Consider the following 15227-nt stretch of genomic DNA (forward strand, 5'->3'; position numbering starts at 1 on the left):
GCATGATTTAAATTTGTCGGGTAAGCTGACAACAGCAGTTTCATTCTCAAACCAATGACCACAAGTAGTCCCAAAATTTTAGCCCTGGACTTTGATGGAGTGATTTGCGACGGATTAATTGAATATTTTGAGGTAGCATGGCGTACCTACTGTGAAATTTGGTCTCCTACTAATGACACACCACCAGATGATTTAGCTTTAAGATTCTATCGTCTACGCCCTGTTATTGAAACTGGTTGGGAAATGCCCGTTTTAATTAAAGCTTTGTTAGATGGAATTGCTGATGAGAAGATTCTTCATGAATGGGCAAGTATCGCCCCACAAGTTTTGTTAGATGACAAGCTACAAGCAAAAGAAATTGCTGCGAAACTAGATCAACAGCGAGATCAATGGATTACCACGGATTTAGGTGGTTGGCTGAGTCTGCATAGATTTTATCCGGGTGTAGTAGAAAAAATCAAATTAACTGTTGACAGTGGAGTTAAGCTATTCATTGTGACAACTAAAGAAGGGCGTTTTGTGCAGCAGTTGCTGCAACAAGAAGGGGTGAATTTACCACCGAAAGCAATTTTTGGGAAAGAAGTCAAGCGTCCAAAATATGATATTTTGCGAGAATTAATCCAGTCAGCAGGAGACAAGCCAGTTAGTCTCTGGTTTGTAGAAGATAGACTCAAGGCATTACAGTTAGTCCAACAGCAAGCAGACCTTGCGGATATGAAACTTTTCCTTGCAGACTGGGGCTATAATACCCAAGCAGAAAGGGAAGTTGCCCAAAATGATCCGCGAATTCAGTTATTATCACTTTCTCAGTTTGCCAAGGATTTCTCAGCTTGGCTTTAATCTATTAAATATCTAGTTAAAGAGAGACGTAGCAGTGCTACGTCTCTACTAGGGTTTTGAATAACGCATATTTAATTTATTGACGTATCTATATAAATCAAACTATGTGTTTTGTAAATTTAGGTGAAATAATAACTCATAAGTATTCACTCCTCACATCGCACTTACTTTTATGCTTGACCTAACAAAACTGGCGCGACAAATGCAGGGTTTAAGTCAGCATCTTACCTTAGAAGCTGCTGCCAGTCGTCAGCGTTTAGAACTGGCACAACAACATTTAAAAAATGCTTACGAGTGTCAACAAGATTTAATCGATCGCCAGGAAAAATGGCGCGATCGCATTCTCTTTGCTAATGCTACCCCAATAGAACCACTAGAAACCTGCATTAATATCCCTGTTCCGCCAAAAATTCATACTGTCATCGCTACCGATGGTTCCCAAATTGCCCCCAATCATCACGAAATTGCTTACTGTTATCTGCTAAATATTGGCAGAGTCGTCTTGCACTACGGACAAAATCGCCATCCGCTACTCGATAGTTTGCCAGAAGTATTTTACCGCCCAGAAGATTTATATATGTCTCGGCAGTGGGGAATTAGAACTGAGGAATGGATGAGTTTTCGCCGCACTGCTTCAGAAACAACGGTGTTAGCAGAACTTGCGTGTGATGCAGCACAAGGGGAAACGCCAGCGCTAGCAATGGTAGATGGTTCGCTAATTTACTGGTTTTTAGAACAATTGCCGATGGATGCACGCGATCGCATTTTACCCCCCATCCTAGAAGCTTGGCAGCAGATGCGTGAGGCGAAAATTCCTTTAATGGGCTATCTTAGCGCCTCTCGCAGCATCGAAACCATGAACTTTTTACGGTTATTAGCTTGTCCCCATCCAGCGCCAGACTGTAAAAGTCATTGCCCAAATCAGCTAGAAAAAGTACCTTGTAAAATTTTTGAACAGTTGCGAGATACTTCTGTTTGGGCAACCAGACTCAAACCAGGACAACGTAGTACCTTGTGGCGCAGCAATTCCCCCATTCTCGAACTCTACGGCGATCAAACAATTTACTTTTGCTATGTCCACGTTGGCACTGAAATCGCCCGAATCGAAGTTCCGGCATGGGTAGCAGAGAATGCAACCATGTTAGATCAAGCACTGGGACTGATGTTAGCACAAGTTCAAAAAGGGTATGGTTATCCTGTAGCGATCGCTGAAGCGCATAATCAAGCAGTAGTCAAAGGTGGCGATAGAGCGCGTTTCTTTGCTCTTCTCGAACAACAAATGATTAAAGCTGGTTTGAAAAACGTGGGAACTTCCTACAAAGAAGCCAGAAAGCGTGGGAGTATTGCTTAAAATAATTTGTAATGACGCTCCTACGGACGCTCGTACCTGGCTGCCGCTTCGCTAACGCTAACGTAATTCGTAATAGAATTCTTAACTACGAATTACGCTTTGCGGTACTAATGCCTTAGCTACTTAAGGACAATTACAGATAAAAATTCAGATTAATTCAGTTTACGTAACACTTCTTATCTTAAATTTAAAATATAAATGTTTACTTTACAGCTTTTTAGGGAAACCTTTATTTAGTAGAGAAATAAGTCCATCGCTAGCTAGTTTACTTAGTAGAAACTAGTAGATACTTATTGGATCTACATTAAGTTAACTACGTTTTAATTCGTAAGCGAAACAGTCTTCGTCATAACTGATAATTAGGTGATTCTCTATATTGATATATCCTATCAAAATGGTTGTGAAACTTCAGAAAAAACGTACTAACTTATTTAAGCTTCCTCCAAAAAGATTCATACCTAAAAAACTGATGAAACTAGTTAAATCTGAGTATAAAAAATCTGAAGAAAAATACTCTCGATTTTTCTACCTCTCTATAGATTTATTGTGTATTGCTAACTTTGATGGTTATTTTAAGTATTTAAATCCGGTATGGACAAAAACACTAGGTTGGTCAATTCATGAACTTGTTGCTAAACCCTTTATCGAATTTATTCACCCTGAAGACCGTGAATCCACTATTGTAGCAGCCCAAAAAATTACACAATCTGTAGATGCAGTTAGCTTTGAAAATCGCTATCTTTGTCAGGATGGTTCTTACAAATGGCTATCGTGGAATGCGACTGGTTTCAGTGAAGAAAAGTTGATTTATGCAGTAGCTCGTGACATAACTCTTAACAAAGAGAATGAGATAGCATTAAAAAATTCTATCCAAGAATTAGAAGCTTTTAAATTTGCCTTAAATGCCCATTCACTGGTAGCTATTACTGATAGAGCTGGAAGAATAACCTATGTCAATGACCTATTTTGTGAAGTTTCTCAATATTCTCCAGAAGAACTTCTAGGACAAGATCATCGAATCATCAATTCTGGATACCACACAAAAGAATTTTTTACAACCTTATGGAAAACTATCGTCCAAGGGAAAATCTGGAAAGGAGAAATTCAAAATAAAGCTAAGGATGGAACTTTTTATTGGGTAGATACTTTGATCGCTCCAATGTTGGGACAAGATGGAAAACCCTATCAATATGTATCAATTCGTACAGATATTACACAGCGCAAGCTTTCAGAGTTAGCTTTATTGGAGCGATCGCGCTTGTCGGCATTGAGTGCAGAAGTCAGTTTAGCTTTATCTCAAAGTGGCACACTTCCAGAAATTCTGCAAAATTGTACAAATACTATTTCCCAATACCTTGATATCGGCTTTGTTTGTATTTGGACATTTGAACGCCAGACAAGGCAGCTACAATTGCAAGCTGGCGTTCATTGCACAGATATTACTTGTAGTGCTTTGAGCGATACCCAAGATTTCCCAGAGCATATCGCTTTAGTCAATAATATTATTGGCTTAATGATTCAAAATCATCAAGCTATTTTTAACGAAGAACTATCAATTCATCATTCAGACAAACTTATTGATTCGACATCTTCAATTTCTCGATTTTCTGCTTATCCTCTGATAGTAGAGCAGCAAATAATCGGTATAATCGCTTTATTTAGCAAGCAATTATTTAGCGAACCAACTCATAACCTATTAAATTGGATTGCTAATAATATTGCTGTAGCTATTGACCGAATCTGGGCGCGAGAAGAACTCTTCAGTCGTCGGGAAGCCTTATTACTGCGTTTAGCTAGCCAAATCCGCAGTTCTCTTAACCTAGATATGATTCTAGAAACTGCTGTGAATGAAATTCGCAGCTTATTACAAATTGACCGTTGCTACTTTCTTTCTTATTTACCGCATCCATCTCAACCAAGCCTGACTATTAGCTATGAAGCGCGAAACCCTAACTTGGCAAGTATGTTAGGCAGTATTCCACTGCAAAAAAGTACTTTTTTAACCCAAACTCTTCTCTCTCAAGAGCTAATTTGTATAGAAAATATTAATAGCAAATCATCACTTGATTATGATATGCAAGAACTTTTAACTGAGTTTGGGATCACATCTCAACTAATGCTACCAGTTAAGAGTAATTCCGGTGAGATTGGGGCAATTGTGTGCAGTCATTGTAGTGGCGATCGCGTTTGGAATAACAGTGAAATTAGCCTGCTACAAGCTGTTTGCGATCAACTAGCGATCGCCATCGATCATGCACAACTTTATACCCAAAGTCGCGCTGCTACTTTAGAGGCTCAAACTCAAGCTGAAAAACTCACCGAAACCTTGCATAAATTGCAACAAACTCAATCTCAACTGATCCAGAATGAAAAAATGTCTAGCTTAGGACAATTAGTCGCTGGAGTGGCCCATGAAATTAACAATCCAGTTAGTTTTATTCATGGTAACTTAACCTATGCTAACGAATACTTTCAAGAGATGTTAACTCTCTTGCACCTTTATCAGCAACATTATCCCCAAGCGAAACTAGAAATTGAAGATTTCGCTGAAAAAATTGATTTGGAATTCATTACTAGCGATCTTTCTAAACTCCTATCCTCGATGAATATGGGTACTAATCGTATTCGTGAAATTGTTTTGGGATTGCGAAATTTTTCTCGTCATGATGAAGCAGACAAAAAACTAGTTGACATTCATGAAGGAATTGAAAATACATTATTAATTTTGCATCACCGTTGGAAAAATAATGGAATTGGTTTAAATATATCTATAGTTAAAGAATATGGTGATTTGCCTTTAGTTGATTGCTATCCTGGGCAGCTTAATCAAGTATTTATGAATATTTTAACTAATGCTATCGATGCATTAGAAGAATCAATGGTCAGGATAAAAACAAATCATAAACCGCAAATTATAATTCATACTGAAATTTTAGAGAGCAAATTTGTTGTCATCCGAATTGCTGACAACGGATTAGGAATGGTAGAAGACATTAAAAAGCGGTTATTTGATCCATTTTTTACCACAAAAGAGGTAGGAAAGGGAACAGGTCTAGGATTGTCAATTAGCTACCAAATTGTAGTAGAAAAACATGGTGGAATTTTGAATTGTGTATCAGAACCAGGAAAAGGCACAGAATTCTGGATTCACATTCCAATTTAAAATACTCTACATTTAAAAACACCACGATTTTACACAAAGCTGTACTTTGACATTTGTTTAAGAAAAAATATGTAAATAGCCCTCTGCTCACATGTTATGCGTAACTGATAACTGACCTTAGTCTGCTCATGTGGACTAAGGTGAGTTAGTCGTTCGGTACTCTAAGATCAACTAAGTAGGACGACGTAAATAATTAAAGGTTTGTAGTGAGGGCTTTAGCCCTACTTTGAGGACTGAAGCCCTCAGTACAAAATAATTTGAATATTTTTTACATTAGTTAATATAGTTTGAATTATTCTCACCGACTTACTTATCTATAATTTAAATTGAATTTTATGAACAAGTGCTTAGTAGCACCGTGGCTCGTTACTATAGAGTTTTGTTTGGATTGAGATTCCTTTGCATCAGATGGGGGAATCGGTAAGCCATAACGGATTTAAATTGTCTACTAATTTGCAAGAATCAAAAGTCTAGAGAAATTATTGACTAAAAGCTATGCAAAATTTAAGTACATCCAACGCTATAGGACTGAGTTTAGAGCTTTTTCATGTCCAAACCAACACTGCTTTTGAGTTACCACCAAATACTGCGGTGTTTCATATCGGTAAACCCAATGACCAAATTCCGCCGGATATTGATGTTTCTAACTTGCCAGATGTAGATGTAGTTTCTCGCATTCATGCACGAATTCAAATCCATATAAATAATTACTTTATTGAAGATTTAAGAAGTTATAATGGGACATTTGTCAACAACACTAGATTAGAACCTAGAACACCCTGCCAAATAAATATAGGAGATAAAATAGACCTTGGTCAAGGAGAAAAAGTTACATTTATATTTCAAGATAAGATCCAATCTCAACAAAATCTTCTTCCTCTTGCAAGTTATACAAAAATGCAGGCTCAAATTGCTCTGAACAGTAAACAAACTCCGGTGAATCAAACAACCAGGTATATAGGCTTTGCTTTGATGGTTGCAGGCATCATCATTTTAACTGCAAATATTCGTGTTGGTATATTTTTTGGTATTCCTGGTTTATTACTATGTATTTCCGGTATTTTCGTCCTTTGTCAGCAGCGAATAAACCCTAACTTAGGATGGGTTTTGATAGCGCTAGGAATTGTAGTCATAACTTTTACTGGGAATGTGTTCGCGTCAGTTAATCTTTTAGTTGTTGTGACAGCATCTGCTTTATTTTTTGCCGGATATCAACTTTTGAATACCGGAAAAATCTTAAATTATGATTTGCGCTCGCTCCAGGAACTAATTAAAAAATAGCTTATTTTAAATAATTTCAAATTATCTTTTTATTCTCTCCACAATGCCACTTGCTGTTTCAGTTCTGTCATATCCAAATAATCATTAACAAAAGCTTTCCATAAAAGTGGATGAGGAATAAAACCATCATATTTTTGAATTTTCGGTGCTTCTGAAGTCCTAACTAAATCTTCTGATGTAATTCTTTTTTCGCACAAGGAAGTAATCTCCCGATAAAGATATTTCAATTTATACTTGCCTAATTTAATTGTCAAATAATAGGGATTTACTCCACTAATACTTGTAATTTCCAACGATTCTCGGCAGTACGAGTTGAGTAATCTTTCTAAGGTGCGATAAGCAACCGTACCCATCCAAGGAAAAATACAGCATTTACCTTTTTCCAGTTGCAAAATATTCCGCTTATCTAATTCAACTTGCTGCACCAATTGGCGAACTTGATGTAAACGTTGCAAAGCATTTGTTTGCAAGTAACTGTACTCAATATTTTCCAATAATACTTGCTGCATTCGTTGCAAAACTTTGGTATGAATAGTCCCACCACCACCACGCCAATAAATACTAGATTTACCCTCAGCTTGCTTAACAAAAATAGCCTTCTTTTGAAAGTCAACTTCTACGACTTCCCAAGTTCTGCCAGCTAAAGCAAATTGATTACCAACAGGAAGTGGCGTAACGATACTGCCAATTTCTGTTGAACCTTGCTTAACAATGTATTCTTGCTGTTCAGCAAAGACAGCATAAAACTGAAATTTTCTCACCACCTTTTCTCCTGCCAAACCCAGGATTAATTTACCTTGTTCAGTATGCTGAATATGACCAATATCAATTAAATAGCGTAGTAATAGTTGTAAATCCTCTTGGGAAATCGCAGCAAAAGGTGGCAGACTAAAAATTTGTTTAGCTAAGGCATTAGCTGAAATTTCCCCTGCTGCTGTTAAAATACTCATTGTTTGGTGATAAAGCAAACTCAAAGGATATTTAATTGGTCTGATTGGTTCAATCCATTGTTCCTCTAAATAAAGTTGAATTATCGCAATACACTGTAAAAGTTGCCAGGGGATTTGTTCTGGCAGAGAAGCTTCTGGTAATGGCTTCTCTTCAGCGCATACAAAACGCATATCAGCAGCTTCACCTCTTCTACCACTGCGTCCCAAGCGCTGTAAAAAGCTAGCTACAGATAAGGGTGATTCTAATTGAATCACTCGCTCTAGATAACCGATATCTATGCCTAATTCTAGAGTCAGAGTGGCGGCAGTAACAGCTGGATTGTTGGGTTCACGCATCGCATTTTCAGCAGCTTGCCGCAAGCTAGCAGATATGCTCCCATGATGCACATGATATATATCTGGTAATCCTTGTTCTGTGGCAATTTGTCGCAAAGATGCAATTACAGATTCGGTTCGTGTGCGATTATTAGCAAATATCAGACATTTGCGAGACTTGCTAAGGTTGAAAATATATTGTTCATCAGCTGTCGCCTCTGATTCATCTACTTCATCAGTAATATAAAAATGTTCTACAGCTATTTTGATTTGGCGTTTTATACCGTCAATTTTTGGTGTAATTACTGGCTTATCTGTTCCCGATCGCAGCCAATTTTCAGCTATTGAGTAATCACCAAGAGTTGCCGACAAACCAATACGACGCGGTTGTTTTTGCGTCAACTTTGCTAAACGTTGTAATTGGCAAATAATTTGACAACCGCGTTCTGAACCCATAAAGGCGTGAATTTCATCAATGATCACAAATCTTAAATCACCAAATAAGCGAAGTAAGTCGTTATTTTTGTTAATTAACAGACTTTCTAGAGATTCTGGGGTAATTTGGAGAATGCCTTGAGGATTCTTTAAAAGCTTGTTTTTTCGAGTTTGTGAAACATCGCCGTGCCAGTGCCAAACTGGAATATCTGCTTCTTTGAGTAAGTCGTTGAGACGCTCAAATTGATCGTTAATTAAAGCTTTGATTGGACTAATATATAATGCGCCAATTGTGGCAGCAGGGTTGGCATGTAATAGAGTCAAAACTGGTAGAAAGGCTGCTTCTGTTTTACCAGCAGCAGTTGCAGCAGTAACTAGCAAGTGAGCATCAGTGTCAAATATAACTTGACAAGCGGCAATTTGAACTGGACGTAATTCAGTCCACTGGTGATGATAAATATATTCTTGGATGAAGGGTGCAAGTCGGCTAAAGGCATCGCTCATATTTTTTATGAATAAAAGTTTTAGTAAAAGTACTCCTTGGTATTTCAGAACCCTCGAATCATGGATCAACGAGTTCCATGCTTGGAATTACCGATTGCTAAAAGCGATCGCTACCCTTAAAATTCTGTCGTAGAGATTCAAAAACAAGAGCATTGGTAGTAGAAGTTCCACCTGCTATGTCTATATATAGAGATTGTTGCTTAATTCTTTTATGTCTATTCAAGTCTACGGAATTCCCAATTGCAGCACTTGCAAAAAAGCTTTGACGTGGCTCCAACACAACAACATTAACCATGAGTTTATCAACACCAAAGATACTCCGCCGACTCGTGAGATGATTCAAAACTGGGTAAAGTCTTTGGGTTTTGCTCCCATGCGAAACACCTGCGGTCAATCCTACCGCGCTTTAGGAGATGAAAAGAAGACTTGGGCTGATGAACAGTGGGTTGATGCATTCACTCACGACGCAATGCTGCTCAAACGTCCACTTTTCGTCAAAGATGGAACAGCTGTGCTGGTTGGCTTTAGAGATGAGGGAATAGTTCGAGAAAAATTAGATTTAACTTCAGGAGTGCTGTTAGCGGATAGCTAAGGTTTAACCCGCGCTGAGTTTCCCCATAGTTAAAACTAGGGGAAACTATACTATTATTGGCATTATTATAGCAAGTTACATCATACCCCACTCTTACGAAACAGCGGGGAGGGGGTTGGGTGTGGGGTTCTTGTACCTCACTTAACCGAGAAACGGTATAGCGCGATAGTTATACTTATACTTGCGATCGCTTTTGTAAGTACTTTGGAAAATTTTGTCGATTTTTACTCCTATTGACTCAATGCAGATTAAGATTCGTCAGTCAAACTGAAGTAATAGAGCAAGTATATAATGAGGCAAAAACTATGAAGAAGTATAAGGAAATATTACGTGTCATCCTTGCTATATCCATCATTGTGGTTGGAGTGACACACTTTGTGATTCCAGAACCTTATGTCAAAATTATGCCACCCCAACTTCCTTACCCTTTAGGATTAGTTTATCTCAGTGGCTTTTATGAAATTTTGGGTGGTATTGGGTTATTAGTTCCGCCTGTAAGTCAAGCTGCTGCTTGGGGACTTATTGCTCTTTTTATTGCGGTTTTCCCTGCCAATATCAATATGGCGGTTAATCACATTCAGCTAGAACATATACCAAACTCACCTTGGGTACACGTAGTTAGACTTCCTTTTCAAGCCGTTTTAATTGCTTGGGCTTGGTGGTATACAAAGTCTTCGTTTGGGGAAAAACAAGCTTCTATCATTCCTAAGTCAATGATTCCCAAGGAACTAGAATGAGAATAAGTGCGTTTTTTTATATCTGAATCATGCGCCTTGCAACTTTATTTGGAATAACACTCTCGTTAGCAATAGGCATTGCAGAAGTTACGCTTCCGGTGACTCAAGCTGTGCAGCTTAGAGATGGCCTAGTCTATTTCGTCCAACCGCCGAAACTTGTTGAAGCGACAACTACTTACAAAGATGTTAATGTTTTGAGCGCAACTTACTATTTCACCATCAATGTGCCGGAAAATGCTGGAGAATCCCTCCAGAAGGTAACGATCGCCCAAAAAGAGGGAGCAGAAAACATCCGCTACAATCTTGATGATACCCGTGCATTTGTCGGAACACGCGCTCGCAAAGAAACACAACTGAAACTAGGCCCAGTCACAAACGAGCGCGACACACGCACGGTTTCTGTAAACTTTGACCCGCCTGTAACTCCAGGACAGACAATTACAATCGCCCTCCGCCCTGTGAGTAATCCAAGCTTTTCTGGTGTTTACTTATTGGGTGTTACAGCATTCCCTGTGGGTGAAAAGTCTCACGGTCAATTTCTTGGCTTTGGACGCTTTCAGTTCTACAGCAATAGCGGAAGTTGGTTATTCCCATAGAGGGAATAGGGAATAGGGAGTAGGGAACATTTTCTAAAAGTTGTGTTATAAAAACGGGCAAGAGTCTTAAACAATACGAAACGGCTTACCATCAAGCTTTTTCGTTAAATACTTCTGAAGATTCAGGAAAAATTAGCTGTATTTTTCCTGAGCGCTGACGTGTACTCTGATTTTTCGGTAAATACGTAATTATTACAGCAATGGAATCAAATGCTACTGTAAGCAATCAAGCTTTAGCGTTTAATCATCAGTAATCTTTAAAAAATAGAAAAAAATTATGTTAAGTATTCCTATTAAACTAAATTTACCTCGTATACCCCGTTTAGTAACTTCTTTACCTGGGCCTCGCGCTCAAGCAATTGTACAACGCGATCGCGCTGTAACTTCCCCTTCTTATACCCGCGATTACCCGTTAGTTGTGTCTCGCGGTCAGGGCTGCATGGTAGAAGATGTGGATGGCAATGTATTTCTGGATATGACCGCAGGTATTGCCGTTACCGCTACTGGACACGCTCACCCGGAAGTCGTCAAGGCAATTCAAGAACAGTCGGCGCGTCTGTTGCACATGTCAGGGACAGATTTTTATTATGAGCCGATGGTGGAACTAGCGGAACAATTAGCGATTCGCGCTCCCTTTCCCCACCCACAGAGTGATACTGCGTTTCCTGCAAAGATATTTTTCACCAATTCCGGGGCAGAATCCAACGAAGGAGCAATCAAACTAGCTCGATATTACACCAAGCGATCGCTAATCGTAGCATTCTTAGGCGCATTTCACGGACGCACTTATGGGGCAATGTCTCTGACTGGTTCCAAAGCAGTGCAACGAGCTAATTTTGGGCCTTTAGTTCCTGGGGTGACTCATATCCCCTACGGCACTCACGCTAGCTTAGATTACTTGGAACAACAGCTATTTACGACGATTTTACCACCGCAAGAAGTAGCGGCGATCGTTGTCGAAGCGATTCAAGGAGAGGGTGGGTATATCGTACCCGAAGATGGTTTTTTGCAGCGGATTCGGGAGATATGCGATCGCCACGGTATTCTGATGGTAGTGGATGAAGTACAAGCAGGGATGGGGCGGACTGGTCGCTTATTTGCGATCGAGCATTGGGGTGTGATGCCTGATATCATTACTACTGCTAAAGGTATCGCCAGTGGTATGCCATTAGGAGCGATACTTGCCAGACCAGAGTTGATGACTTGGCCTCCCGGTTCTCACGCCACCACATTTGGTGGTAATCCCGTAGCTTGTGCTGCTGGTATTGCCACACTGCGATTGCTAGAAAGTGGTTTGATGACCAACGCTACCCAAATGGGAGAATTATTACAAGCTAGTCTTACCCAGTTGCATCAAAGATTTCGGAGAGTATCGTTGCCACGAGGTAAGGGTTTGATGGTAGCGGTAGATTTATTGGATGAACAGGGTAATCTCGATCATAAATTGCGCGATCACATTATTCAAGAAGCTTTTTTACGGGGTTTATTATTACTAGGTTGCGGTAAAGCAGCAATTCGTTTCTGTCCCCCTCTAGTTATCGACAGCGACCAAATTCAGATAGCCCTTGAGATTATCAGCGAGATTTTACAGCAGTTTTCATGTATTTGAACCACATCTGTTGTAGGGGCGCAAGGCCTTGCGCCCCTACCGCGTGGTCTATTTACCTGAAATTAGCTGTAAGTTCTTAAAAAATCATAGGGAGTGGGGAGTAAGGGAGAAGGAAATAACCAATGCCCCATGCCCAATACCCAATGCCCCATGCCCAATCCCCAATCCCTAATACTTTATGAAACCTGAAATAGCCCTTAATTTATGGAAATTACTTTGGCAAGAATACAGCGCCAGGGTAAATCATGCCCGTACTTACCAGCAAATGATTACTGCTGCTGGTGGGACTGTCGCCAACGACCACCTCGCCTTTCGGTCTTTGCGTTTATTAGTAGATACTCCACAAAGTCAACTTAACTTGGGAATTGACCACCTGGGGCAACTTGCAGAAGCTTTGGGTTACGTGGCGGCTGGAGAGTATACTTTTGCTCAAACTCATTTGTACGCCCGTCATTATCGTCATCCGCAGCAAGAGGAATTTAACTTACCCAAGTTGTTTATCAGCGAGTTGATTGTCGATGAATTGCCTACTAATATTGCCCAACTCATCTTTAAAACAGTATCTTCAATCCCAGACGAACTGACCTCACCCCTTACTCTTCTACAAAAAGACGGGAACCTTGAAACTATTGCCAAACAACTCCAGCAAGTCTTCACCCGCCCTTGGCTACCTCCCCAGCGTTCGGTTGTCGAAGAGGTGAATCAGGTTACTCAGTATGGGGCTTGGGTATTGCTGCACGGATATGCTGTCAATCACTTTACAGGCTACGTTAACGGACAGAATACCCCAGAATATCCAGATATTGATACTACCGCCAATGCTTTGGCTAACCTGGGTGTACCAATGAAAGCAGAGATAGAGGGAAATGTTGCTTGTGGTTTGCGGCAAACCGCAACTCAAGCAGTAACGGAAATGGTGACAGTGTTAGATGATCACAGTGGTGCAGAAATTCAAATCCCTTGGACTTACGCCTATTATGAAATTGCCCAGCGCTATCTAGTAGAAGTGGAATCTGGAAAGCAGGTACTTTTCGATGCTTTTTTAGGAAGTAATGCCCAGCAATTGTTTGAAATGACTCGTTTATCTAAATAGCCCAGAGGTGTTAGTAAAGGATTCAATATCTAGGTTCTGAGCTAGTAGTTTTGTGTTTTGAACGGAACTATGCTTGCAACACAAAATCAGATGCCGCCAGAGTTGGCGCATTGGTTAAAGTTGCAAATAGACCACCACTGCCAAAACCAGCGGCGCTGCCATTTTGGTTGTAAAACAATTGTCCACTCACAGCGTCATAGACAATTTTCGCCATGCTAGTCCCCGCAAAAGAAGTGATTTCAAAATCACTTGTGTTACTAAAACCTATTCCCGCAGCAGAAGTAATTGTATTAAAGCTAGTCTTATCCAGTACAATCTTGTCACCTTCAAGACTGTTAAAGTCACTAATGATATCTACACCAATTACAGAGCCGTTAAAAGCAGCATTGGTATTGTAAAGGAATATATCAGCACCAGCACCGCCAACAAGAGTATTATTACCTGCACTACCAATGAGGGTATCATTGCCAGCGCCACCACGCAGATAATCGTTGCCACTCTTGCCATCGATGATGTCATCACCTCCCTGACCATTAATCACATCATCAGAGTTGTCAAAACCTGTGATGTTATTGTTAAGGTCATTGAGGAAAGTCACTGTGTTTTTATTGAATAAGTTAGTTTGAGTGGAGTTGGCATCGAAGACATCAAAACTGTCAACGATGTTGGTCTGGTTATCAAACAGGATATTGCCGAGCGCTGGTTCGCTACCCGACGCAGGTAAATTTTCCAGGTTTTCTAGTTGAAAGTTTTGCAGGATGACTTTGGTATTGCTTGTATCTTCAAAAGTGACTTCTAGATTGTTGGCATTTTGAGTTAATTGCAGATTCTTAGCAGTCAATCCACTACCTGTAAAGTTCAGCGTGTCTACTTGAGGAATCACAATTGTGACTGGGTTAACAATCCCATCTGGCGATGGTTTTTTGCTTTTACCTACGCCATCAAAATCGGTGATGATGTCATTGCCATCGCCAGGGCGAATCACAAACTTATCTAAATCACCGTTGCCTGTTAGGGTATCGTTACCAGCTTTACCGTCGATGATATTGTTGCCAATTGTGCCGAGGAGAGTGTCTGCACCGGGAGTTCCTGTGAGCTTAGGAGTGCCGCCGATATTCGTCCCGCCAAACAACACATAGCTTTGCCCAGAAGAGTAGGCGTTGGGGTCGGCACCTTCTGCCCCGATAATCAGGTCGTCGATGCCGTCTGAGTTGACATCTCCCGCACTGCTGACAGAGGAGCCTGAGTAGTCATACTCCTTGATGCCGTTGATAGCGAAGCCGTTAGCACCGTTGAGGTTAGAGAGGTTGAGAGTGGCGCTCCATTCTGTGCTCTTGCCAAATACCACGTAGCTCTGCCCTGACGCGATGCCATTGGGGGAGGCACCTTCTGCCCCGATAATCAGGTCGTCGATGCCGTCTGAGTTGACATCTCCGGCACTGCTAGAAACGCGGCCTGAGTAGTCACCTTCCTTGATGCCGTTGATAGCGAAGCCGTTAGCGCCGTTGAGGTTAGAGAGGTTGAGAGTGGCGCTCCATCCTGTGCTCTTGCCAAACACCACGTAGCTCTGCCCAGAATAGTCGCCGTTGGGGTCGGCACCTTCTGCCCCGATAATCAGGTCGTCGATGCCGTCTGAGTTAACATCTCCGGCACTGCTGACAGAGCTTGAGTAGTCACCTTCCTTGATGCCGTTGATAGCGAAGCCGTTAGCGCCGTTGAGGTTAGAGAGGTTGAGAGTGGCGCTCCATCCTGTGCTCTTGC

The 15227-nt window shown here is 40.7% G+C and carries 11 protein-coding genes; 9 read left to right on the top strand and 2 right to left on the bottom strand.

Annotated elements, in window-relative coordinates:
* Positions 1-54: 54 nt before the first annotated feature.
* From V7L12_RS00710 to V7L12_RS00725, 4 genes are all read left to right on the top strand, one after another.
* Positions 55-840 carry an HAD family hydrolase gene (locus tag V7L12_RS00710; protein ID WP_335081163.1) on the top strand — a complete coding sequence of 262 codons (786 nt, stop codon included), beginning with the start codon at positions 55-57 and terminating at the stop codon, positions 838-840.
* Between the two features lie 172 nt (positions 841-1012).
* Positions 1013-2191: a DNA double-strand break repair nuclease NurA gene (locus V7L12_RS00715; RefSeq protein ID WP_335081165.1), complete on the top strand. Its 1179-nt coding sequence runs from the start codon at positions 1013-1015 to the stop codon at positions 2189-2191.
* A gap of 469 nt (positions 2192-2660) precedes the next feature.
* Positions 2661-5354, top strand: a complete 2694-nt coding sequence (locus V7L12_RS00720; protein WP_335081167.1) for a PAS domain S-box protein — start codon at positions 2661-2663, stop codon at positions 5352-5354.
* 495 nt (positions 5355-5849) lie between these two features.
* On the top strand, positions 5850-6635 hold the full coding sequence (locus V7L12_RS00725) for an FHA domain-containing protein (RefSeq protein ID WP_335081169.1): 786 nt from the start codon (positions 5850-5852) through the stop codon (positions 6633-6635).
* A 29-nt stretch (positions 6636-6664) separates the two neighbouring features.
* Here the strand turns inward: V7L12_RS00725 and V7L12_RS00730 are convergent, their stop codons facing one another.
* Positions 6665-8839, bottom strand: a complete 2175-nt coding sequence (locus V7L12_RS00730; RefSeq protein ID WP_335081171.1) for a DEAD/DEAH box helicase — start codon at positions 8837-8839, stop codon at positions 6665-6667.
* A gap of 211 nt (positions 8840-9050) precedes the next feature.
* On the opposite strand from V7L12_RS00730, the gene V7L12_RS00735 reads away from it, so the two are divergent.
* The 5 genes from V7L12_RS00735 (at position 9051) to V7L12_RS00755 (ending at position 13466) form a co-directional block, all read left to right on the top strand.
* On the top strand, positions 9051-9431 hold the full coding sequence (locus V7L12_RS00735) for a Spx/MgsR family RNA polymerase-binding regulatory protein (protein ID WP_335081173.1): 381 nt from the start codon (positions 9051-9053) through the stop codon (positions 9429-9431).
* Between the two features lie 305 nt (positions 9432-9736).
* Positions 9737-10168, top strand: coding sequence for a DoxX family protein (locus V7L12_RS00740; protein WP_334823229.1), 432 nt, complete (start codon positions 9737-9739; stop codon positions 10166-10168).
* Positions 10169-10197: 29 nt separating this feature from the next.
* On the top strand, positions 10198-10764 hold the full coding sequence (locus V7L12_RS00745; RefSeq protein WP_335081176.1) for a DUF2808 domain-containing protein: 567 nt from the start codon (positions 10198-10200) through the stop codon (positions 10762-10764).
* 277 nt (positions 10765-11041) lie between these two features.
* Entirely contained in the window at positions 11042-12373 is a 1332-nt protein-coding gene (locus V7L12_RS00750; protein ID WP_335081178.1) for an acetyl ornithine aminotransferase family protein, read from the top strand.
* 178 nt (positions 12374-12551) lie between these two features.
* On the top strand, positions 12552-13466 hold the full coding sequence (locus V7L12_RS00755; protein ID WP_335081181.1) for a DUF1338 domain-containing protein: 915 nt from the start codon (positions 12552-12554) through the stop codon (positions 13464-13466).
* Between the two features lie 67 nt (positions 13467-13533).
* Here the strand turns inward: V7L12_RS00755 and V7L12_RS00760 are convergent.
* Positions 13534-15227 (bottom strand): calcium-binding protein (locus V7L12_RS00760; RefSeq protein WP_335081183.1); only part of this gene is annotated, 1694 nt, incomplete at its 5' end.

The organism is Nostoc sp. (assembly GCF_036918245.1).
Classification (GTDB): Bacteria; Cyanobacteriota; Cyanobacteriia; order Cyanobacteriales; family Nostocaceae; genus Nostoc.

Coding starts and splice junctions, on each gene's coding strand:
- V7L12_RS00740 (WP_334823229.1), top strand. CDS start 9,737: ATGAAGAAGTATAAGGAAATATTACGTGTCATCCTTGCTATATCCATC.
- V7L12_RS00725 (WP_335081169.1), top strand. CDS start 5,850: ATGCAAAATTTAAGTACATCCAACGCTATAGGACTGAGTTTAGAGCTT.
- V7L12_RS00710 (WP_335081163.1), top strand. CDS start 55: ATGACCACAAGTAGTCCCAAAATTTTAGCCCTGGACTTTGATGGAGTG.
- V7L12_RS00720 (WP_335081167.1), top strand. CDS start 2,661: ATGAAACTAGTTAAATCTGAGTATAAAAAATCTGAAGAAAAATACTCT.
- V7L12_RS00715 (WP_335081165.1), top strand. CDS start 1,013: ATGCTTGACCTAACAAAACTGGCGCGACAAATGCAGGGTTTAAGTCAG.
- V7L12_RS00755 (WP_335081181.1), top strand. CDS start 12,552: ATGAAACCTGAAATAGCCCTTAATTTATGGAAATTACTTTGGCAAGAA.
- V7L12_RS00735 (WP_335081173.1), top strand. CDS start 9,051: ATGTCTATTCAAGTCTACGGAATTCCCAATTGCAGCACTTGCAAAAAA.
- V7L12_RS00750 (WP_335081178.1), top strand. CDS start 11,042: ATGTTAAGTATTCCTATTAAACTAAATTTACCTCGTATACCCCGTTTA.
- V7L12_RS00730 (WP_335081171.1), bottom strand. CDS start 8,839: ATGAGCGATGCCTTTAGCCGACTTGCACCCTTCATCCAAGAATATATT.
- V7L12_RS00745 (WP_335081176.1), top strand. CDS start 10,198: ATGCGCCTTGCAACTTTATTTGGAATAACACTCTCGTTAGCAATAGGC.